Below are 24,338 nucleotides of genomic sequence, written 5' to 3'. Positions count from 1 at the left end.
ATTTTTCGTAGAGTAAAGGATTACTTGCTCAACGTTTCAACGATGTAGTGGTTGATGGTATCCTTAACTTCTTCCAAGTGGTCGGAGTGGGTAGCAGCAATCAATTCGGATTGTGGCTTGTCGATAGCGTACTTTTCAAGGGACTTCAAGTCAGCCTTGCCGCTTTCGATTTCGGCACCAACACCGGATTCGTATGAGCTGTAACGGTCAGCCTTTAAGCTGTCCAAGAAGCCGTCTTCCTTCATAGCAGCAGCAACACGCAGGCCGGCAGCAAAGCTGTCCATCCCAACAATGTGGCCTAAGAAGAGGTCTTCTGGAGCAAATGATGAACGACGAGGCTTAGCATCGAAGTTCAACCCACCGCGAGGTCCGATGCTGCCGTTTTCGACAACTTCGTACATTGCAGCAGTGGTTTCGTACAAGTTAGATGGGTATTCATCAATATCCCAGCCGATCAACTTGTCACCTTGGTTGGCATCCAATGAACCTAACAAACCAGCTTCACGAGCAACACGGATTTCGTGTTGGTAAGTATGGCCAGCCAAGTTAGCATGGTTACCTTCCAAGTTCAACTTGAAGTCTTTGTCCAAGTCGTATTCCTTCATGAACGCAATGGTGGTTGCGGCATCGAAGTCGTATTGGTGCGTCGTTGGTTCCTTTGGCTTTGGTTCGAGCAACATTTGTGCGTCGAAGCCAATTTCGTTAGCGTAGTCCTTAGCCATATGGAATAACTTAGCAGCATGTTCTTGTTCTTGCTTCATGTTGGTGTTCCAGAGTGATTCGTAACCTTCACGGCCGCCCCAGAAGACATAGTTTTCAGAACCGACACGCTTACCAATTTCCAAACTGTGCTTCAATTGAGCAGCACTGTAGGCAAAGATATCAGCGTATGGAGAAGTCCCAGCACCTTCGACGAAACGAGGGTTAGTGAACATGTTCGAAGTGTTCCACAAAACCTTCATGCCAGAAGTCTTTTGGTATTCAACGATCTTGTCAACAACCTTGTCCAGGTTAGCGTTGGTTTCACGTAAAGTGTCGCCTTCAGGAGCCAAGTCGCGGTCATGGAAGCAAAGGTAATCTACACCTAATTTGTTGTAGAATTCGAATGCAGCGTCAACCTTAGCTAAGGCTAAGTCCATAGGATCAGTGTACTTGTCGTAAGGACGTTGAGCAGTCCCGTCACCAAATGGGTCAACTAAGCGTTGGTCAAATGTGTGCCAGTAGGCTACGGCGAAACGTAACCAATCTTTCATTTTCTTTCCGGCAATAACTTCTTCCGGATTGTAGTATTGGAATCCTAAACCAGATTTCTTATCTTGATGGCCGACATATTGAATCTTGTCGATGCCTTTCCAGTATTCTTCAGTCATAATTTTATAATACCCTCCTAGTTAGTTCGTTGCGACAACCAACTTACAAATACTAGTATACAATCTTTTAATTCGAATGCAAGCGTTTTCGCCAAAAAAGATTCAAAAATTTCAGGGCCCTCATGATTCCTGGTCAAATCAACTAAAACCTGGTTCTTTCCTGAACTGTTTCTACTATATTAATGACCTATTATTGCTGAGCAACTGAAAGTTTCTAGAAATTAGGCAACCTAGTTTGACCTTCGCCTTACCGGTCGCCAGATATGGGCTGGAACGGTGCGGACACAACTTGAAGCCTCGAAAAAACCGAGTCTACAAGCTTGGTCTTCTGCTAAGCCGACGGGAAATCACCGTCAACTAAGCAGAACAACGCGCCTGAGCCCATATCTGGCGACCTCTCGGCTTACACAGTTTTTGGGACAACTACGTAAAGCTCGTTATCAGCCGGACAAGCTAATTTAGAAGTCGAACACTCTTTAATGATTGTTGTGGTAGCGCGTAATCTTTAACAGCCAGAATACGGCCAAATTTAGAGAACCATTAAAACAACAAAAAAAGTCTGGGAAAAAACTCCCAGACTGTAATGTTCAATTTAATTTTCTGCGTCAACTGGCCGGTCAAAATTCAGCTCGTAGCCTTCTAGTCCCAGCACTTGATGAGTGATCAGTGAGCAGCCACCTAAAACAGTCGCCAGCCGCGCGTTGGTAGTCAACTCAATGCCCAGGTCGGTATCAGCCAATTGCTGGTAGACCCGCCGAATGTCCGTCAAAAGGTGTGGCAATTCCTCTACTAATGGTGAGTTAAGGAAGAACGCGTCGGGATCGAGCGTCCGCATGGTGTTGTAAATGAGACCAGCGATGGCCGTGGTAAAGGTCTGGAGTGCCTTAACGGTTTCCAGGTCCTTGGCCTGCGCTAAGCGGACAATGTCCTCACGATCCAGCGTGTCGGCCCCTTTTGCCTGTTCGACTTGTCGAATCACGGCATCCTCGGAGCTGATATCTTCAGCGTGAATGGCGTGGGACTTACCATTACCGTCAATTTCGATACTGGCAATGGTCCGGCCAATTTCACCGGCGTCTCCGTGTTCACCGCGGAACAAGTCCCGGTGAAGAATGACCCCGGCACCGATTCCCCGGTGAATACTAATGGTGACGGTGCTATTGAGCTGGCGGGCGCCGTTGAAGTCCCGTTCATAAATTGCGGACAGATTGGCTTCGTTTTCCAAAACGACCGGCACGTCATAGGTCGACGTGAAGACATCTTCGAGATCGACGCCATCCATGTCGATAAACGGTGACGTCTGGACCTTGTTGTTCAAGACGATCCCATGAATGGAGAAACAAATCCCCAATAGGCCATTACTCGTCCTGTCTTCCGCTTGAATCTGTGCGATGTATTGCTTGATACGGTCGATCATATCGTGGATCGACCGGCCCTTCGTTTCGATGCGGTCGTACTTCCACACGTGCCCATTTAGTAGTGTGACTAGCGCATGTAGATGCCGATAGCCCAGGTCAAACGTTAAGGTGTAGCCGTAGTTGCGGTTGATTTCAACCAGTGTCGGTTTACGCCCACCCGCTGTCGAAGCCTCCCCCAGGCCTAATTCTGTCAAGTAACCAGCGGCCATCAGCGTATTGTAGAGCGATGAGACCGTGGACTTATTCAGGTGAAGCTGGTGAGAAATTTCAATTCGCGAGGTGGGATGGTTGTTAAAAATCTGTTGCAGTACAAACTTTAAGTTCTGATCATGTAACTGATTGCGATTCATACTTTGACGAACCATCCAATCCCTCCTTATAGGTTTGCTGATTTCAGTCGCTTGTCGAGGTTAAAAATCCCAACTAACCTCAAGTCGGTTATTCCTTGACTTTATCAAGCTTTGTAACCGGTACCAAAATCAACCTCATGGTTTAGTGAACCAACTAACCTAAGTATCACTCACGCCTTGTGAAAATACAACTGTTTTTCGATAATTATTTCAATTAACCGTCTATTTAACCCCACTACTTAGTTAATGATTAAAAGAAACCACCCTGCAAATATCGCAGAGTGGCATCTAACAGGCATCAATTTTCACGCGATTTGATCTAGGTTAAAGATTGAATATCCGCAATTAACGAGGTGACTCGACTTTTGATCTCATCACGGGACTGGCGGAAGGTCGCCATGATCTGATCAGGCGTCCCGGTAGCTTGCGCGGGATCGGTCAGCGGCCAATGAATTCGCGTAACGGTCGGTGGGGTCACTGGACACTTGTCGCGCGCATCGCCACAGAGTGTGACCACGATATCACTGGCATTGAGGTAATCAACATCGATTAATTTGGACGTCTGCTGAGAAATATCGATGCCGACTTCTTCCATAACCTGAACGGCCAACGGGTTTAAGCCGTGTTGTTCAACACCAGCACTAGCAATCGTCCAATCCTTGGGTGCTAAATTACGAGCAAACCCTTCTGCCATCTGGCTGCGGCAGGAGTTGCCAGTACATAGGAAATAAAGTTGCGTCATTTGTCTAACCTCCAAAGTAAAGTGACCGTGAATCGCTAAATTTCAGGATAAATATTAATGAGACTAACTTCCACCTATTATAACGATATTTATTACAGAATACCCTTGTTAATGCCCAGTTCTCCAGAAAAATTCCGGCTAGCATTCATTTTATAAATTGTAATTGAATATAAACCATACAATAGCGGATTTACCGCGACAGCCAAATAAGCCTCGCGATTTCCCTTCAGTAAGGATATCATGAGACTACTAGCTTAACAACCGCTAATTTTAACGACCGTCACTGGAACTATCCGGGGAGTAAATCATATGGAAAACTATCGATCAACCTGTATCAAATGTGGCAAACCAATTCCGCTGGGCGCCAACTTTTGTCAATACTGTAGCGCCGCGCAGAGTTTCGAGGCCCGGTCAACCGTGACGATGCCCTTAGAACCACTTGATCGCCCCTATAACGAAACCATGCAACCAAACCTCATCTCATCAACTGGCCTCTTTTTTAAGAATCTAACGAATACATCAAAATGCTTAGGCCGTGCAGATTACTGGTGGGGGATGGTCGGTATTAGCCTGATTGGCCTGTTTATCGGCATCTTTGGGCTTTTTACAATCGGCCAACGTCACGACTGGACCCAACTCACGAGTTACTCTGCGGCAACGTGGACTGTTTTAGTGCCGCCCATTTTCTTACTGGTCATCCTCGTTTTCGGTCTCACGACGGCCGAGATTCGTCGTCTCCACGATACCGGCCATAGCGGCAAAATTTGGCTTCTCAATCTACTCATCCCATTTGGTGGTATCTTGTTGGCCGTCATCCTCTGCGAGCCATCTAAGCAACGACAAAATCCGTACGTCCCCTAAAATCGATCATTATCAACCATCGTCGTCCGTTGACTGGCTAAGCGAAGTTTGCCGAGAACTAACCCCAAGACAAAGCCCACGAGTGTCGGGACCAACCAGCCTAGACCGAGACTAGCAAATGGAATCACTTGGTGGTAGAACGTGAGGGCTGCGTGGACGGGTGCCAATTGCGTCACAACCTGCGGTGCGCTATTTAGCATGTCCAGAACCGCTGGAATGATGGTGAAGGCAATCGTCATTTTGTAGACGATACCCGCGTATGGCCGTTTGGCAACTGTCAGGGCGGCCAAGATCAACGCTAGGGACAGCGGGTAAAGGAGCATCAGCACTGGCAAGGACCACGCGATGATCGTGTCCAAACCGGCATTAGCGACGAGGAAGGAAACAAACGTCGTTACCCGTAGCCAAGCTAGGTAGCTGACCTTTGGGAAAAGTTTGTGGAAATCTTGGGCAAACGAGGTCACCAATCCCAGAGCCGTGGTAAAGACCCCTAGCGTGACCAGGACGCCCAAGAAGAGCGTGCCAAAATTACTGAAGTAGTGGCCAACGATGGCTGACAAAGCTACGGCCCCGTTGTCTGACAGTTTCATTTGGCTGAGGCTGAAGGCACCCAACAGAACTAAACCAAAGTAGATCAAGATTTCTAAGACGATGCTGAGCGTGCCGGCCTTAGCCGTTAGTTTGGTTAATTCCCGGTCATGGTAGCCTAATCCCCGTACGGCATGAACGAAGGTCACACTCAAGGCCAGCAAGGCAACGGCATCGACGGTGTTGTACCCCTCCAGAAACCCACTGATGGTCGCATTAGTTTGGTAGGCCGTGGTTGCCGCATGGTTCAGGCTCCCCATCGGATTGAAGAACGCCACCACAAAGATAACCGCCAACATGGTGAGAAAGAAGGCGTTGAGATACTTGCCAACGACCTTAACCAAACTATTCTGATGCGTGGCTAGTAAGTACGCTGCGCCGAAGAATAAACCAGTAAAGAGCAACATTCCGACGGTCGAAAACCGCTGGGGCAAGAATGGCTGGACAGCCATTTCGTAAGCCGTAGCGGCCGTCCGGGGCGTGCCAAAGAACGGTCCGATCGTCAAGTGCACGAGGATTAAGAAGAGGGCCGCATAGTGCCGTCCCACCGGTTTAGCTAGGTCAAACAGGCCATCACTCTTAGTGACCACAACGGCAAGAATCGCCAGTAAGGGAAATAACGACCCGGAGATGGCGAATCCCAAAGCAGCCGTAAACCAATGACTCCCAGCCATTTGGCCCAAATGAACAGGAAAAATTAAGTTGCCAGAACCAAAAAACATGCCAAAAATTAATGAGCTCACCACGAGTAATTGTCCCAAATTCCGGTGCGATTTACCGGTTACAGTTTTGTCCATTTTGATTCCTCCACAGCCTTTATTTTTACCTAGAACGTCAAAAAGAGCCCTTCCCACTACGGGAAAAGGGCTCTACAAGTAGAACGGTACCACCTTTTTGTGACGTCAAACGCCACACTCATCGCGGACTAACATCCGCTAGCCAGATAATGGTGGCCACCACGATAACCTACATATCAGTCTCGAACTCGGAAATGATTTTCACACCCGCTAGATGGTCACTTTCCACTTACCGTGACTCACTACGCATCGCGACGGATGCTACTTTTTTCCTCAACGTTTTAAAAGTATTGTCATGATTATAGGCGCCAGTTGGTGAAAAATCAATGGGTAATTTCATTATTTTCTCATTATCTACAAATGTGAGATTTTAGCATTAACGAATGCTTTGGTTGGGCTGTAATTGAAGATATAGGAGATTTTTCAATAAACAGTAGCTCATGGATCGCTAATAATTCGAAAATAGCTGTTTTTTTGAATTATAAACCGGTTCTACACCGACGTTAATCAAAAATCGGCTACATTCAATAACCGATACCTATTTTCGAAACTCATTATTCAAAACATGTTGGAGCGGACGTTTTTTGATCAACCTAATGATACGCTGATCTTCCAATTGCTGAATGACCTTTTTAACCGCTGATTTTGGAAAAGTGCGGCTATCCTGAGAATTTAAGAAATCTACCAGTTCCCTATCCTTAATTCCCAACTCTTCACTCCCAGAGAATAAGCTCGATTGCGCAAAGATATACGCCACTGGTCGTTCGGCTTCCGGAACAACCTTTACGAGATTTTCACTCACAGCTTGCAACTCATCTGAAAGTTCCTTTAGATCACGAATAACTGTATCTTGACCGCTCTCAATAATTTTAAACATGGTTTTCACAAACTGAGTGACATCTGCTCGGTTCTCGGCGTCATCGGCTTCTCGAAAAACACGATAATAAGTGTCACGCTGCTCGTGAATCGCTCCAGAGATTGAGAGACCCGTAAAAGGATCTAACTTACTAGCCACGTAGGAAGCTAGTAGGTACCGACCCATTCGGCCATTGCCATCATTAAAAGGATGCGTATTCTCAAACATAAAATGCGTCACAATAGCTTTTGTAAGATATGCAACTTGATGAGAATTCATGAAAGAAATCAGTGGTAACAGCATCTCTGAAATCTCTCGTTCATTGACCGGCGGAACATGAACGCGCTTCGAGGCGGTCCCAATATAAACGCCTTTATTTCGAAAGAGTTGACCATCAGGAAGTTCATTTTCTCCAATTTCTCCCTTTAAAAGCTCATCATAAATTCTACGAAAGTCCTCTAACTGTCGAATATTTTCCGATTTTCCCTGTAACGCAGTCGCATATTGATGAACCGTAGATTCTAATCGCCGAGGTCGCTTGATGCTGCCTTTTTGTTGACGTTCTGCCACAATCGTCCCGATTTCAACCCGATTGGTCTTAACGCCTTCAATTTCATTTGTAAAATAAATTTCAGAAGTTAGTAGTCGATTGCTATAACTGGTCTGGGCAATACCTGGCAATTCACTCATAATCTCGCGAATCTGTTGTGAGTTTCTTTTCACAGTATCGTCCATTCTAATAATATCGTTCAGTTGGACGAAAAATAGTGGAAAACGATTTGTTTGCTGACCCTCATTCCCTAACTCAAGTAGCGGATGAAGTTCTGTCTTAATTGTTGAATACCCATTCAAACGATTTTGATATTCCTGTTCAATCTCCACGCTACTTTTGCGTGGTCCACTACCATTATATTTATATTTCGCTAAAAGCTGATATTTCATCACGTCACCCCCATCTTCCATAGATACTAATCAAAATATTAACACTTTTTTCTAGAACAGCTAAATGAATCGCATTATAAATTCAAAAATAATCGTTTTTCGAATAAACAGGAGATATCATTGCTCTAATAATCAAAAAAAGGCCGAATTTTTGATTAAGAGACCACCGTAGTGCGCCATTAATCAAAAAATCGGCTATTTTTCAATAAACAGAATACATTGACGATTACTAATCCTAAATCAACAGAAGTTTAAATTAATCTTTTGCTTCATGTTCTTTGCGCCACTTCTTCACATAATCCAAGCGCTTCTTGAATAAATCCTCGCGCCCCTGATCTGTCGGCTGATAATATTCGTGGCCCACGAGCGAATCCGGCAGCGTCTGCATGGTCGTCAGCTTATCCTTAGTATCATGCGCGTACTGATAGTCTTTGCCGTAATCCAGATCCTTCATCAGCTTAGTTGGCGCATTCCGGATCTGTAACGGCACTGGTTCGTCACGAGTCTCTTTGACGTCCTTCTTGGCAGCTAACCGGGCCTTATAAATGGCGTTGGACTTCGGGGCCAGCGCCAGATAGGTCACGGCCTCCGTCAAGTGAACATCACACTCTGGCATCCCCAGAAACTGGCAGGCCTGAAAGACATTCACGGCAACGTTGAGCGCGTTGGTATCGGCTAAACCAATGTCTTCGCTGGCAAACCGGACTAAGCGCCGGGCAATGTACAATGGGTCTTCGCCACCCTCTAGCATTCGCGACAACCAGTAGATGGCGGCGTCCGGATCACTGTTACGCATCGACTTGTGGAGCGCAGAAATAATGTTGTAGTGCTCCTCACCAGACTTATCGTAGAGCACGAATTTCTCCGTGATCAACTGCTTCAAGTCGTTCATGTCGACCGTCACTTGGTCGCCCTGCTTATCGCCATTGAGCACCGCCATTTCTAACGTGTTCAAGGCCGTCCGGGCGTCGCCGTTAGCAAACTCGGCGATGGCCCGCAACTCATCGTCCCCAATTTTAACATTTCCTTTGAAGCCCTCTGGACTGGCCAACGCATTGGTCAGTAACTGCTCGATATCAGTGGTCTCCAATGCCTTTAGCACGAAAACCTTGCACCGAGAGAGCAACGCCGAATTGATCTCAAACGACGGATTCTCCGTGGTTGCCCCGATCAAAACGATGCTTCCCCGCTCAACATATGGGAGAAATGCGTCTTGCTGGGCTTTATTGAACCGGTGAATTTCATCAACGAATACGATGGTTTCCTCGCCGACCGCTAAATCGTTACCCGCCTGCTTCATGATCTTTTTAATTTGGCTGATACTGCTGTCGACCGCACTGAATCGTAGAAACTTGGCCTGCGTTTGCCGGGCAATGATCTCGGCCAGCGTCGTCTTCCCCACACCAGGTGGTCCCCAGAAAATCATCGACGAGACTTGGTCATTTTCAATCAGCTCACGGAGAATCTTACCGGACCCCAACAGATGCGTCTGTCCGACGAATTCCGCTAACGTCCGTGGCCGCACCCGACTGGCTAGCGGCGTATTCTGTTGGTTCGCAAATAACGATTCTTGCTCCACGAGAATCACCGTCCTTTTACGTTCAATGATAAACTTGCGCGACGAAAAAGGCCAACGCTGGCAATCGCGTTGACCTTATTTTTCTAGGCAATACAAAACATAGCTCGTCATCCACTGTGTAGAACTTAAAAATCAAAATCATTAAAATCAGCGATATCCATTGTAAATGGAATTTCTGTCTTCTCATGACTACTCATATTTTCAATCACCAATGAGTAAGCCTTCGCTTTATCATATGCTTGATCAGCTAAAATCAGCTGAATACTCTGCATGCGATCCTTTACGGACTCTGAACGACTATTAGCGTTGACCGTTTGTTGACCTGAAATCTGTTGCCCCTGATCATTCACAAAATACAGTGTAAACTCTGCTGGGATAACTGTCGGTCCAATCGGCTGCTCTTGCCGCAGAACAAGTGGTACCGTTAGTGAAGTAATCTGGCGATTCATACTAAAGAGTTCCAATTTCACATTCTGTGCTGTAGAACGGCTAGAGGTCGCTTTTACCTCCAACAGCGGTACTATCATTTCTTGTAGTGAAGAACCACCATGAACATAATTAAACGAACCGACTGATCTAAACACATTTGCTGTCTTCGGATAGTAAACATATCGTGAATCGTCATTTGCTAAAATATCACTTACCTGTTGTCTTCCAACACCAGGTAACTCAAACTGTCTGGATGTTATTAAGTAACGCTGTGACTTTACATCATCCTCGCTAGTTGGTACATCAATCTTATCGGTCGGCTTTAACTGATCATCACGATAAATATATCCATGATCAGCCGTCACATAGATATGCACAATTCCCTGGGTTCGTAGCCGCGTAATTAGCTGTTGAATTTCACCGATTGCTTCATCGGTGGCCTTGAACACGTCGTCTTCCGTCTTCTTATTATCACCAATTGCATCAACTTGATTGTGATAGATATACACGACTTCTTGCCCAGCAAACTTTGACCGAAGCTCCTTAGCAGCCGCTCCCTTTAGTTCATCCAAACTATAGGCAGCACTCTTGGAATTATGCCGCCGCAAAATGCTTTGTCTTAACTCCCGATTGGTAGTTGCTTGACCATCCACCAATAATTCTTTATCTTTCAAATCCAATTGTCGATTTGGCAGCAGCATCGGCATCCCCATATATGTTACAGAAGGCAAGCCCGTCACCAAATAATTCATTGATAAAGCTGTCACTTGATCTTCTCGACTCAGTCGTTTCTCTAATTCCTTAGCTGCTTCAAATCGAAAGGCATCAGATATAATCACGACAATTCGATTTTTCTCTGGTGCAATATAGAATCGGTAAAAATTACGTTGTAGATGTTGCGGCAAAATATCCGGCACATTAAATTGCTCGTTCCACGCATAAATTGACTTGTCTAAGTAATTATTTATATACACCGACTCAATTAACTGCTTTGTTTTCGCAAACGCCTCTGGCAATCCAGCTTGCTGATAGTAAGTCGTAAACTTCCGGTAGTCCGTATCCATTCGATAGTTCTGGGTTGTATAATCATCAATCATTTTTTGTAGGTCACCAGTTGCATCTTGATGGCCATTACGCACGATATTCCAGGCCTTTCGAATCATCCGGTATAATCTTGAAAAGCGTGGTTGCCGACCATAATGCGTATTTAGCCGTTGCCGAGTCACCTCAGCAATTGTTTGACCATTCAAACGGCTATCTAAATCTTCCAATTGAAGCCGTTCTTGAATCCATAATAAGATCAATTGATCAAACCGTGGAAACATATCTGCTTTGGCTAAATCATCAACTTTAGACGCCTTAAAAATCCGATCACCATCTATTTTTTTCCAAACTAGTTCTGCAATACTATCAAACGTATCTTCACTAGCCGCTGATTCATTTATATCACCACGATTACCAAACTGCTGAACAAAGGTTTGAACGTTAGCTGCATGAGCACTCAGGTCGTATTGATTTAAACTCACCGGAACCGACTTACCTATTTGCTGATAAGTCATCGTCAGATATAAATCAGCAGCTAAGTCTTCAAGCTGCGGTGTCTCAGCTACATACCCAAAATGTTCAGCAACTTCTTGCCAAAAGGCCTGCAAAACACCAAAGTGATCAAACTTTTCAAGCACCGGATTATCTTGTATCCCTTTAACCAGCAACTCCTGTAATAAATCAAAAAAGTCCACAATTGGTTGATTCAAGGGCACTAATGCTGCCATAATCGCTAGTTCCGGTTTTGCATGGTAGCTGGCAACATCATACCGAGAAAAGATCTCCCGGCGACGACTACTGGCAAAGAAACTGACGAACTGTTTGATGAATGGTCGCAGATCCTCTGGCAAGCCTAAATCTTTACGCAGAATCTCTTTAGAATCCGCCGTAAATGTCCCTGAGTATAAAACAATATTACGCAAATGATCTTCTTCAAGTGCCGGTTCAGGTGCTGGCGAATAGACCAACGCCTTTCTCTGATATGACAATGACAGCAATTGTTGCTTTGTCTCTAATTGATGGCCCGGTGCCATTACAATAACATCAGCGACACCCAGCAATGCCTGCTGAATTTCCGTCATACTGTCTGAAAAATCGCCATTGTCATCGTACCAAAAGACAAATTGATTTTGCGCAGTAAAACGCTGTTTGAGCGTTGTAATAATCTGATTGATGTCAACGTCTGCCATGGTACTTACTCCCTCTTCGCTCCGTTTTATGATATAGCCTAATCATAACGTAAACCAGCAAAGACTGCAGTAGAATTTGTGAAATTTATTGTTCACTCCCAGCTATCATGATGGCGTTATTCAGCATTTGATCACCGATGTCAGTGAGGATGATTTCAATGTGGCCGTTGGCGGGCAGGTCGAGATTATTGGGTGGCTGTATCAGTACTATAATACGGAACCTAAAGACCAAGCCTTTAAAAAGAAAAAATATCTTGAGTCAGATATTCCCGCAGTTACTCAGCTGTTTACACCTGATTGGATTGTTAAGTACATGGTTGAAAATTCTTTGGGGCGTTATTGGATTGATGTTTTACAAGCCAAGGGCGATCCGCGTTCCGATAAGGAAATTGCAAATGATTTTTCCTGGTCCTACTTTATGCCCGCTGCTAAGCAGGTAGATCAGGTAGTCGTTCAATCCAATTCGTCAACATTATCAGAAGAAAGTATTGATAACGTTACACTTATCGATGCTGCAATGGGATCGGGCCATATCTTAATTTATGCTTTTGAGGTTTTTATGCAAATATATACGCGTGAAGGTTATTCACAACGCGACGCAGCAAAACTGATTATTCAAAACAATTTGTACGGGCTAGATATTGATACGCGTGCTTTCCAACTGGCTTATTTTTCATTGATGATGAAAGCACGAGCGACTAACAGACGTTTCTTAACACTTAATATTCGTCCTAATGTATTCGATATTCCTGAATCAGGTAATTTAACAAGTTCTGATTTTCAAGAGTTATTAACCAGCGAGAGTGAAGTCAAGAGTCTGGATTCGCTTCTTGATAAATTTCGTTTCGGTAACGAGTATGGTTCTCTGATTCAATTCGAGGAGAAAGTCGATTGGTCATCAATTGAACGTATAGCACATGCAGAGATTCCAACTGGTCAGTTAACATTAAATTCCGTTGTGTTACTTGAAAATCAAGCAAGGCTACGCGAAATTGTCGAAGTTGGTAAAATATTAAGCGAAAAATTCACTATTGGTGCTATGAATCCTCCTTACATGGGTTCTGGAAAAATGGATAATATGTTAGGAGCCTACGTAAAGAAGTACTTCCCAAACAGTAAATCAGACTTGTTTGCGGTCTTCATGGAAAGATTACGTGCTATGACGGTTTCACACGGCTACTACGCAATGATTACACAGCACGCTTGGATGTTTCTCTCAAGTTTTGAAAAGTTACGACACGTCTTAAAAGAAGACACGCTTATTAATATGGCTCATCTTGGCACAAGGGCCTTTGAAGAAATCGGCGGGGAAGTTGTACAGTCAACTACTTTTGTCTTTAAACATCAGACAGTAGCTGACTATATTGGAACGTACGAGCGATTAGTCAATTTTGATTCTCAACAGAAGAAGGAGACGGCCTACTTAAAATCGGTCCAAAATGAGACTGTTGATTACCTTTATCGAACTAACCAAGCGAACTTCGCTAAGATTCCGGGGATGCCGATTGCTTATTGGGCTAGCGAGAGCTTGATACATGATTTCGAAGTTGGAACTCGTATGGATACTATAGTTACTCCAAAGCAAGGGTTAGCAACCGCAAATAACAATCGATTCCTACGTGAATGGTATGAAGTAAAACTCAAAAGGATCAAATTTGATGCTACTTCACTGAAAGATGCGCTTGTATCAGGAAAAAAATGGTTTCCTTACAATAAGGGAGGGTCCTATCGCAAATGGTACGGTAACTACGATTACGTTGTCAATTGGCAAGATGATGGCCATGAAATTCGTAATTTTAAAGGCCCAAATGGGAAAGTACGTTCACGACCTCAAAATACTAATTATTACTTTCGTGAAGCGATAACTTGGTCAGACATTACCAGCGGAACGTTTAGTATCCGATTGAGAAAGTACGGAAGTATTCATGATGTATCGGGAATGTCGGCATTTTCAAAAAGTAATACTGACCTTTTAAACATACTTGGTTTAATGAATTCATCGGTTGGAAATTATATCTTTAAAATGTTAAATCCAACTATCCATTTACAGATCGGTAATTTTCAAGCCTTTCCCGTTATTTCTACTACATCTCTTCAAATGATTGATTGTGTGAAAACTTCGGTGGGCCTATCACAGAATGATTGGGATTCTTTCGAAACTTCCTGGGACTTCACCCATCATCCACTCCTAACTCACATCGCTGACGACAACCTATCACATTGCCGTTCTCCTGTTGGCTAACAAGCTTATCTGTGACAAACTTGTGCCAATTAAAGATCAATGGAGGATAAATATATGGTTAGTTATCGAAAACGTGGCAACGCATGGCAATATGAGATCTCCTATAAGGACCGTGACGGTAAGTACAAAAAGCTTCGTAAATCTGGATTCTTACTTAAATCTGAAGCGATTTTAGCAGCTAGTAAAGTTCAGACCGAACATCCTAACTTACTGACCGTAAAATCCGGTAGTGAATCCTTAGTCTCGTATTATCAGCGTTGGATCAAAGTTTATAAACAAAATGCTGTTACACCAATCACCTATAACAAGTACGAGAACACCGCCAAACATGCCATTGAGCTCTTTGGCGACCTTAAATTAAAAGATTTAACCAAGTTAATTTACCAAGAAAGGCTAAATAAATTCGCCGAAACTCATGCTCGCCGAACAGTCTCATGCTTTCATAAACAGCTTCGTGCCTGCATTCTTGAAGCCTTAGACGAAAAAATCATCACAACTGACCCTACTCGAAAAGCCGTTATTACGGGTCACGAACGTCCTAAAATTGCCAAAACTTTAAATTATGATGACTGGACGACACTACTAGCTAACCTTGACACCTCAAAAATTGGTGAAATGATCATCTATTTAGCTGCCGTTACTGGCATGCGTTATGGCGAAATTGTCGGTCTAACGGCTAATGATATTGACTTGGACAAGCACATAATTAACGTGAACAAGGCCTGGGATTATAAGTATAAGACTGGATTCATGAAGACAAAAACGCATTCTTCTATTCGCGAAATTACCATTGACCAACAAACTGTCTACAGACTACGAAACTTTGAAAAAAATCATTCACTAAGTCCAAGTCAACCGATTTTTATGAACTCTCATGGTCATATCCTTGTCAGTGCTGAAATAAATAAGATATTAACAGATAGACTTTCTGCTCTAAATATCCCTCGAATTACATTTCATGGGTTGCGACACACTCATGCTTCAATCCTTTTATATAAAGGGGTCAGCGTTCTTTCCGTCTCTCGTAGATTAGGACACAGTAACATCACAACAACCCAATCCACCTATCTGCACATCATCAAAGAGCTTGAATCACAGGATCAAGATAAGATTATTTCCATCCTAGAAAATGCATCGAAATAGTTGGCACATAACTTGGCACAAAAGGAGCCTCTCAACATCGAGAGGCTCCTTTTTGACTACTTCAACTTAGATAAAATTACACTACCAGATTGAACCTTGTCATAATTCACAATAACACCATCATCTAAATCCAATGCAATCTTTTGGTTCGCAATATGTTGGATTAAGGGGTCATATTTTCTAATTTCGATTAACTGTTGTTCTAAATGCTTAAGTTCTTTTTCATAGCGTTTCTTTTGACTCGCCACCGTCTCATTACCAGACAACTGTGTCAATTGATCAATCCGTAGTTCATATTTTCCCTGTAATGGATGCAGATAGTTTGTCCGCAGCATTGCTAATTCATCTACATTATACCGATGTAGATACATCAATGCCTTGAATCCATTATGACGTCCACTATTGAATTCCCAGTATATAGGTCGCTTCTGATAGATTTTTTTATGATCCTTGAAGAAGTCTTCCACAAAGTATCGTCGAATTGCAGCCTCGTCTGAATCTGCCTTTTTTCCAACGACAGATGCAATATAGCTTAGATTTTCTTCAACCGTTTCGGCCTCAAGAGTAACCGTCAAGAACTCTTTCAGACGATTGATAATGTCTCGAGAATCACCAAAATAATCTGCGTCATTCAGCATAAGAATATTATCTTCGTTTGGCACAAACGATTGATATTTACCCTTATCCCAATCGCCACCGGCATATGCTAAGCCTTTCACATCCAAAGAATAGCGACCAAAGACAACCCCCACAAAATATGAAAGGAATGACTTAATATCACGTTTTTCATCCGCTAAACGTACTGAAATATCCTTATCTGCCACATCAGGTGTAAGCTCATCATTTAAGCCATATAAATCGATGAAGATACGGTTCAATTCTTCTTCATTAGCTTTTAATTGATCAAAACGATTCTGAGCTTCATCTTGCCACAAACCGAATGCATTTTTCAATTTACCGTTAACTTCATTTTGCTTGTCGTCAGCGATGTGAGTTAAGAGTGGATGGTGGGTGAAGTCCCAAGAGGTTTCAGTTGAAGCCCAATCTTTCTTTGATAAATTAATGCATGCATCAATTTTTACGATTCCAGCACCAATACCTTGATCAATAATCGGTATTGAATTGAAGTTACCTAATTGTAAATTAATAGTGGGATTTAAAATTTTGGTGAGATAATTTCCGACAGGTGAATTCATTATCCCTAAAACTAACTTTAAGTTATCTTCATTATTAGAAAATGCCGACATGCCTGAAACATCATGAATACTACCTAAGGATCGAAAACGCATGCTAAATCCGCCACTAGTAATTAATGACCAAGTTATCGCTTCACGAAAGTAATAATTAGTATTTTGAGGTCGTGAACGTACTTTCCCATTTGGGCCTTTAAAATTACGAATTTCATGGCCATCATCTTGCCAATTGACAACGTAATCGTAGTTACCGTACCATTTGCGATAGGACCCTCCCTTATTGTAAGGAAACCATTCTTTTCCTGACTCAAGCGCATCTTTCAGCGAAGTAGCATCAAACTTAATCCTTCTGTGTTCTACTTCGTACCATTCACGTAGGAATCGATTGTTATCTGCTGTCTGAAGACCAACACGAGGAGCGGCAACTTTATCCATCGGGATACCAACTTCGAAATCATGTATCAAGCTCTCGCTAGCCCAATAAGCAATCGGCATCCCCGGAATTTTAGCGAAGTTCGCTTGGTTAGTTCGATAAAGATAATCAATGCTTGAATTGGCAATGGCTTCTAAAACCCTATCTTTCTGTACATCCATACCACCTTTAAAGGCTGAAAGTTTAACATACGTGCCAGTTTCTTCCGACCGAGTATTCTTCAAAACAAAAGTATTAATTGGCACGGTAGCCTCTTCAAATGCCGAGTATTCCATTTGAATCAAACTATCAATTTTCTTATTCTCAATCAAGTATTTTCGGAGCTTCTCGTAAGTCTTAATGAACATCCAGACAAATGGCGTCATGAAGGCTGAGTACCCGCCAGTCTTTGCTAAATTACTATTACTGAAAATGAAAATTGAAAATAAATCTCCTGAATAGTCTGCATAATACTTTTTAACATACTTCTTAAGAGCTGGTTCCATCTTATTCATGTACGGTGGATTTGTCACAACAACTTCATACCTATCGCAAAGAATTTCTGCAATTCTTAGTACTCGTAAGAGCTTCTCTTTCATCATCTGGAAACTAAAGAGATCCAGATCATCCACCTGTACTGAGTCAACAGCCAATCGTAATTCGTTGAAATTATACTTTTTAGAATCAAAATGGATAATTGATCCTAGTTCTCGCGCATTACTGAAGCGTTCAACAATGTCCGCCAGTTCAGGCTGAACTTCTGTATCAACTCGGCTCATAAACTCTTCAGAGATATCATCAGTATCTTCAAATACAAATACGTTAGGCGTCACGCTTCCAGCGCGCAGTGCACGACGATTGAACTGTCTAGCCTTCATCATTAATGCAAAGTAAGCTAACTGGTAGGCCCGCTTATCAATTTCTAAACCAAAGAGATTGTTTTTAAGAATTGACGTTGCTGCATCCCGAGAGGAGTAGCCTTGCTCAGCATAAATCTTCATCAGAACGTCAAATGCATAAACTAGTATATGACCTGAACCCATAGCGTTATCAATAATCTTCACATCTTCAATGGACTCATCGTCGCTAACGAATTCAATATCGCTAGGTAACAAAAATCTTAGATAATCTTTGAGCTGACTATCAGGGTGACGTTCTAACCAGAACTTTCCCAATGAATTGTCGACCATATACTTTACAACCCAATCTGTCGTAAAAAGTTGTGTTGCAGCAGGAATGTCGGCTTTCTTGACTGGTCCACCCGTAATATTCACGACTTGATTATGAGGTTCCGTATTATAGTACTGATACAGCCACCCAATAATCTCGACCTGCCCGCCAACGGCCACGTTGAAATCATCCTCGCTGACATCGGTGATTAAATGCTGAATAACGCCGTCATGATAGCTGGGAGTGAACAATAATTCGGCATAATCATTGGTCGTTTCAAACAAGTATGGCAGATTCTTATTCAAAGCGTTGGCTTGTTTAATAAACAACATCCGGTATTCGTCATCTAAAACCGTTAGTTGTTCTGTGTCTAACGCCTGGTTGATTAGATCCTGTTCCTTCGCTGAAAATCCGCCCAAATCATCCGCAATATCCAGTGCATGAATCATAATATCTGGTTCATTCCGGTTTTCCGTACTCGACAACACCCGTGTTCGACTCGGTAAATAGTCGTTCACTTCCATAAAGCGAATCGCAATGATTCGGTTAAACCAGGTATAAGCAACTTCCTCTACCAGGTCATGGAACGCTGTCGCAATATCATTCTTTGTAGCCCGCTGATTTAGTTCCGCAACTAATTTCTGACGTTTAACAATATCCTTACCCGTGATTCCATTCTGCTCATCCTTATAATATTCAACTTCAGATGTTGAGATTGGGAGCTTATCCTCTACACCCTTCTCAGAAATACCCAAGGAAGCCGCCCTCAGTTTGATACTCTCTATGAGTGAACGACGTGCTTCAACCGCAAATTTTTTAATCGCTGTTTTATCCATATTCTCTTCCTTCACTCTGACTGGAAACGTTATTATAGTCTAAAATTAATCTTGCCATTTTCCTTCAATTGTTGTTGAAGAACATCTCTTAACTTTTCGATTTGAACGTCGATATCCGCTGAACTATTCAAACTCCAAGATTGATTGATTCCTAAGGACCGAACGTTAATCACCTTTGGCTCCTTAACTACTGGAATCACAACTGACTCTGAAACTGTTTTAGAACCTGAGTCGGAATCTGAATCAGGTTTGCCTTCATCCGAACTGTCATCCTCTGGAAGTCGTCGTGCTTTTTCGGCTTCCCGTTCTGCCAACAAGCGATCCATCTTCTGAACTAAACGTACCCGAACAGAGGTGGCTTGCTGTGGAATGATGAACAATCCATTCAAGGTAGTCGCTTCCCGCGCATCATCCAACAGGCTCATAAACTCTCGCTGAATCTGACTTGAGAATTCAGATGATAATTGTTTATCTTCACAATAGGCCTCTGTAGCTGCCTGCTCATTTTGAATATCTTGTAGTGCCCGTCCTAAACCAGCGTCAAATTCATCGCTAAATGCACTACGGAATTCATCAACTAAGTCCTTAAGACCTTTAATATTTCCTTGCGGCCGTTTTTTCATCAGACTATCAATCTTACCAATCACATCTTTAACCACTGTTCCAGTGACAAATTTTTGCGAGCGATCATAAATAACTTGTTGCCTATGACCGGATTCCCAGATCTCTTGCTGTGTCTCACTCTGATAGAATTCGCTAATGCCATCATCGTCCATGTCCTCGTGCCAATCCAGCAAGTCGTCATGCTTTTGGCTCACCAAATCATAGAACCGATCTGTATCTTTTTGTGCCAATAACTGAGTCATTAAGTCCCGCCCAGTACGCAAGACATCTTGCCCTGGATAATAATTGGGCTTCTGCAGATAGACATTCAAAGCCTTTCGAGCATTTTCAAGGCTCTCCTGAAGTTCACGCTTCATGGTGTCATCTTCATTGTTACTAAAGGTCTGCTTGTTGAACAACTCTAGTGCAACGTCTCGTAAATCCTTCTTCTTAGCTTCACTCACAGCCTGCCGCGGTTCCATCTGAACAGCATCTAAATACTGTCGCTTCAAGAAATACTTGGCAATTTCATTAGCCGATAATCCTGCTTGCAGGCTCAACGACTCACCATTCACGTAAATTTTTAGCTTAGCATCAGCGAAAAGTTTAGCAACCAACCATTTTGTATCAATCTCTCGATAGCCATAGGGAATTTTATTAAATCGTTCTAGTACCGACTTAAATGAAATCTTACTGTGGCCTAAATAATCTCGATTAATCCGTTCTAAAACCGCCTGCAATGCTTGCTCGTTTTCACTTGTCTTTACTAATTCATTTGTATCTTTAAATAACGCGACAACGTCACTTTCCTGCTTCACAACGTTGATATAGCTTAGGTTACGGTAAATCTCATCAATTAACTGTTCCTCAGCCTGGGCTAAACTGGTAAAAAAGTCCTTCTTTCCAGCATCAATGCGATCACCCTGAACATAAATGTTAGCTTGTTGCAAAACATCTAACAGTTCTTTAGCAACTCGACTCTTCAAAGCATTCAATTCTGTCTTCTTAACGTTCACGATCCGTTGTGAGCGGGCATCCTGCGATTGTTCTTGCGGATTTAGAATGAACTTTTGAATACGAAGAACCTGTTGTTGGTCATCTACATACTGAGACTCCCCTGGTAAATCGATAATAATTTGTGGTTGTTCTGGCGAGCTAGATTGTCGTCGCAACTCACTGTCATCTCGATTATCATCGTTTGCTGCCGTGACAATTTTCAAGTTAATATCCTGATTGGTTTGACCAACCGGACGATCGTCTACCCATTGATTAAAAACAAAAGTATACTGCTGCTTTAATTTGGGATACGTGTACCGCCGTGAGATTGCGGCCGTACTAAAGAGATATTCCCCAATCGCCTGAGAAACTTCGCCCGAGTCTACTCCTTGTCGCTGAATTTGTTTACTGATGTCCTGTTCAGCGTCCGTTAAGAATTCGTACCCTTTGCTCGTCTTTTCGACAATATTTTGCTCTTGGAGTACTTGTAAGGCTTGTTTAACCTTAGCTTCTAGTTCGATTCGATCAGTATCAATCGAATCAATCATCAAGGTCACTAAGTTATTCAGCGTGCCATCAAAATCCTGGACATACTTAATCATAAATAAAGTTTCTAGGACCTGAACTGCAAATGGATTGTCTTCCCCACTAGGATTAATCAGCTCATTATTCTGAGCCCGTTGAATCACAATCATATGGGTATGATCCAAGAAGTGACTAAGTCCCTGGAAAAAGATGCTAAATGGCACTAATGCCCGTGTGTCTTCATTTTCTAATCGACGAGCTGACTCCTGGAATACAGCCAGCATCGAACGTTCCCCATTGGCCAAATGCTTACCGTCAGAACCATTCTCACGAATCGCTGTCAACGTGTCCTGTAGTAAAACGACTTGGTAAGGGACGAATGGATAAAGATCCGCAAACATCTTTGCATTATCGTACCGCTTTCGCTCTTCTTTACCATCAAAACTAATCAGGTTATTAATAACATGTTGGTTCTCATCAAAAGTTGTTTCTAACAACCGCTCACTAGGTTCGGTCTTTGATAATAACCGTTTCTGAATAACTTCATCAACGTTTGCCGAGGACATCGCAATCCGTGTATTGAACCGTCCTTGAATTTTAGAAAAGTCCTGTCCGTTAATATTCTTGGTTACTTTGTCAATCGCCTGTTGGCTCGTGACAATGACCCAAGCCTTACCGTGCGTATAGGTGCCAAGATCTTCAACGATACTCTGAAGATTCAACATCCGTTGTTGACTGGAACCAATGTATTGCCCCACTTCATCAACTAGAAACGCCATATGATAATTTTTACCTTGTGCCTCAATATGTTTATTTACTAACTTAGCAAAGCTTTCCACACTAATTGGATATTCTTTCTTCAACTGATCAATAAAACCATCGGCATCAGACTCAGACATAAACCCAGTCTCTACTAAAGTATCCCGAATAGTTCCCTTTAAGAAGGCATAGGCATTCCGTGCATCAAGCCAGTCACGATTTTGACGATCAAGTTCTTTGAATTTTGACTGAAACTCATCGTACTTTCCTTGAGCAACTAGATCCCGTTCCAAATCGGCAATCCAGAAGTCAGCTCCAAACAAGCCTAGCTGTTCGTTAAACACCTGGAGGAAAACGTTTAAGATTGCATCTTTCTGCGACTTGTTGCCATTTTTGGCCTTGGAGTCGATATTGAACAACATCACTTCATTCGGAACTGACGCTGCCAGCTTCATATTAGCCAACGTTTTTTGATCATGCACCTTGGCATCATCAATGAAATAGTCTAAAGCTGTTTTACCCGCAACTTCTCGATTCTCCAGCAGATAAGCTAAAATTTTCAAAAAGTGAGATTTACCAGAACCGAAGAACCCAGAGATCCAAACACCTATATTCGTCGTATCGTGTTGGATACCCTCAGCATACGCAGCGAAGAAGTCTCTAAAGTGATTATCTAGTTCTTTCGTAACCACGTACTCTTCAAGCTCTTGTTTGACGTTAGCATCTTGTTCATCACCAATCGTAATGACCCCTTTGATGTCTCGGTCAATTGGCTTCGCAAAAATATCTTTAATTTTCATTTCAGTTCTCCCCTAGTTAATTTGAAATGCGCGATAATAGTTATCTTCTTTTGACTCACCAAACATGCTGAGACTCAAGTTGTCATACGTTCCAGGATAGAAAAACACAACCGGGACATTGGTCACAATTTGATGCATTGTATTCAAAACCTTATGTGCTCTAATTAGTGGGAATATATCCCCAATGCCAGTAACAAAAGCGATTACTGGCTCCTCGGGCAAATGCTGCTGCATATATTGAACAAACATATTTTCTGAACTTGTCATTTCTAGCGCATTATTCAGCTGTTCAGTCAGATAGTCGATTCCATCATTGACTTCCATCTCTAGAACATCCTGCTTAATGCCCATTTCATCTAGTAGCTCCCACATGATTTGATACAAGTTAAATTCGACAATATCCATGCCAATCGTTTCCCGATTCAACTGCTGACGCATATTGCTAATCTCTTCAGTCACTAATGGTTGGTCCTGCGCTTCATAGGCCAGAATATAATAAGACACCTCATTCGACAATCCACGACTTTGTTGAAAATCTGGATCAGCCACCTTTTCCCGTAAATGCTTAAGCTTCTCTGCTGTTTTTGTCATGCTATCTCCCTAAAAACGCCGCTAATTGGCGAGTTAACCCTTTTGTATGTAACAGTATCTCTAGCCTGGTATCCAGCAATGGTCGTTTCACTTGATCATAGTCACCTTGGTCTTCAAGCAGACCCGCTTCCCGCAGAAAGGCTTTAAACGTGCTAGCTAAACGCCTAGTCGTCTGCTCAGTCCAAGAGGCCACCTTTGGGTTTTCAATTTGCTTTTGGCTAAAAAATGCTTCAACTTCATAGCTGTACAACTTAGCATCACCTAAAATTAATTCATTCCGATAAACCTCGTACAAAAATTCATCAAATAAAGGATCTAATTGTAGACTAGCAGATAAATTGATGATTTTTCGATTCGTTAAGTCCAGTGAAGAAAATAGGTCAAAATAGTCCTCATCCAAAACGTTAACCCGCCGTTTAAGCGTCTGCACCATCCTGAGTGCTCGTGCCGTCGATTGCTGTTGAAACAAGTTTTCTTCAATTGCCAAATAACGAATATCATCATCATTATTGCCCTGTTCTTTGAGTTCTAAATACTGTGAAAACTCATTAAACCAAAAAGAATGTGAAACCATCGACGCACTATACTGTGGCATTGGCTACGTCCTCCTATCATGACCGTATCTTACTGAAATTTCTTTCCTAATTATATAAGATTAGTCGGTTCAACGCGATACCTCTTAGAAAATAATGAACGATCCACTGAGACTCAGCTAAAAGATTAGGGGTTATGAGGAAAACTGACTTAAAATGCACTTACCACAGCAAAGTCTATACCTATACTAACGAATACACTTCAATTCTGTAACTTAAAATAAAAATTTCTGTCACCACCGGTAGAAATTCTTACGCAAATTGCAAGAACAAGTTAGTCACTAGGACCAAATACTAATACCAAAGATT

Annotated in this window: 14 protein-coding genes; 3 read left to right on the top strand and 11 right to left on the bottom strand. The window is 42.7% G+C overall.

Going from position 1 to position 24,338, the window contains the following annotated elements; genetic code table 11:
• Positions 1–20: 20 nt before the first annotated feature.
• From xylA to arsC, 3 genes are all read right to left on the bottom strand, one after another.
• Positions 21–1,370 (bottom strand): xylose isomerase, encoded by a 1,350-nt coding sequence (gene xylA, locus FC99_RS10865; protein ID WP_048734180.1) that lies wholly within the window; start codon positions 1,368–1,370, stop codon positions 21–23.
• A 592-nt stretch (positions 1,371–1,962) separates the two neighbouring features.
• Complete coding sequence (locus FC99_RS10860) at positions 1,963–3,153, bottom strand: ROK family protein (RefSeq protein WP_048734177.1); 1,191 nt, start codon at positions 3,151–3,153, stop codon at positions 1,963–1,965.
• Positions 3,154–3,457: 304 nt separating this feature from the next.
• Positions 3,458–3,880: an arsenate reductase (thioredoxin) gene (gene arsC / locus FC99_RS10855; RefSeq protein ID WP_048734175.1), complete on the bottom strand. Its 423-nt coding sequence runs from the start codon at positions 3,878–3,880 to the stop codon at positions 3,458–3,460.
• A 309-nt stretch (positions 3,881–4,189) separates the two neighbouring features.
• Here arsC and FC99_RS10850 point away from each other — a divergent pair, with 309 nt between their 5' ends.
• Positions 4,190–4,741: a DUF805 domain-containing protein gene (locus FC99_RS10850; protein ID WP_048734173.1), complete on the top strand. Its 552-nt coding sequence runs from the start codon at positions 4,190–4,192 to the stop codon at positions 4,739–4,741.
• Here the strand turns inward: FC99_RS10850 and brnQ are convergent.
• The 4 genes from brnQ to pglZ all read right to left on the bottom strand — a co-directional run bounded on the left by brnQ (position 4,738) and on the right by pglZ (position 12,166).
• Positions 4,738–6,126 (bottom strand): branched-chain amino acid transport system II carrier protein, encoded by a 1,389-nt coding sequence (gene brnQ, locus FC99_RS10845; protein WP_048734171.1) that lies wholly within the window; start codon positions 6,124–6,126, stop codon positions 4,738–4,740. The two genes, FC99_RS10850 and brnQ, sit on opposite strands and share 4 nt — an antisense overlap.
• 538 nt (positions 6,127–6,664) lie before the next feature.
• On the bottom strand, positions 6,665–7,924 hold the full coding sequence (locus FC99_RS10840) for a Fic family protein (RefSeq protein ID WP_048734169.1): 1,260 nt from the start codon (positions 7,922–7,924) through the stop codon (positions 6,665–6,667).
• A 256-nt stretch (positions 7,925–8,180) separates the two neighbouring features.
• Entirely contained in the window at positions 8,181–9,503 is a 1,323-nt protein-coding gene (locus FC99_RS10835) for a replication-associated recombination protein A (protein ID WP_048734167.1), read from the bottom strand.
• A gap of 125 nt (positions 9,504–9,628) precedes the next feature.
• Positions 9,629–12,166 carry a BREX-1 system phosphatase PglZ type A gene (gene pglZ, locus FC99_RS10830; protein ID WP_048734165.1) on the bottom strand — a complete coding sequence of 846 codons (2,538 nt, stop codon included), beginning with the start codon at positions 12,164–12,166 and terminating at the stop codon, positions 9,629–9,631.
• A gap of 160 nt (positions 12,167–12,326) precedes the next feature.
• On the opposite strand from pglZ, the gene pglX (FC99_RS10825) reads away from it, so the two are divergent.
• Positions 12,327–14,408 carry a BREX-1 system adenine-specific DNA-methyltransferase PglX gene (pglX, locus tag FC99_RS10825; protein ID WP_056986551.1) on the top strand — a complete coding sequence of 694 codons (2,082 nt, stop codon included), beginning with the start codon at positions 12,327–12,329 and terminating at the stop codon, positions 14,406–14,408.
• A gap of 54 nt (positions 14,409–14,462) precedes the next feature.
• The gene (locus FC99_RS10820; protein ID WP_048734161.1) at positions 14,463–15,551 is read left to right on the top strand and encodes a tyrosine-type recombinase/integrase; all 1,089 of its coding nucleotides are present in this window, start codon (positions 14,463–14,465) and stop codon (positions 15,549–15,551) included.
• Positions 15,552–15,607: 56 nt separating this feature from the next.
• Here FC99_RS10820 and pglX (FC99_RS10815) read toward each other — a convergent pair whose 3' ends face one another.
• From pglX (FC99_RS10815) to FC99_RS10800, 4 genes are read right to left on the bottom strand one after another with little or no spacing between them, the layout of a single operon-like run.
• On the bottom strand, positions 15,608–19,162 hold the full coding sequence (gene pglX / locus FC99_RS10815) for a BREX-1 system adenine-specific DNA-methyltransferase PglX (RefSeq protein ID WP_056986550.1): 3,555 nt from the start codon (positions 19,160–19,162) through the stop codon (positions 15,608–15,610).
• A 32-nt stretch (positions 19,163–19,194) separates the two neighbouring features.
• A complete protein-coding gene (gene brxC, locus FC99_RS10810; RefSeq protein WP_048734157.1) occupies positions 19,195–22,845 on the bottom strand; it encodes a BREX system P-loop protein BrxC in 3,651 nt (1,216 codons plus the stop codon).
• 12 nt (positions 22,846–22,857) lie between these two features.
• Positions 22,858–23,436, bottom strand: a complete 579-nt coding sequence (locus FC99_RS10805) for a DUF1788 domain-containing protein (RefSeq protein ID WP_048734156.1) — start codon at positions 23,434–23,436, stop codon at positions 22,858–22,860.
• A gap of 1 nt (position 23,437) precedes the next feature.
• Entirely contained in the window at positions 23,438–24,031 is a 594-nt protein-coding gene (locus FC99_RS10800; protein WP_048734154.1) for a DUF1819 family protein, read from the bottom strand.
• Positions 24,032–24,338: the final 307 nt, after the last annotated feature.

This window comes from Levilactobacillus koreensis JCM 16448 (genome assembly GCF_001435525.1).
Lineage (GTDB): Bacteria > Bacillota > Bacilli > Lactobacillales > Lactobacillaceae > Levilactobacillus > Levilactobacillus koreensis.
This window is presented reverse-complemented; position numbering and strand designations above follow the sequence as displayed.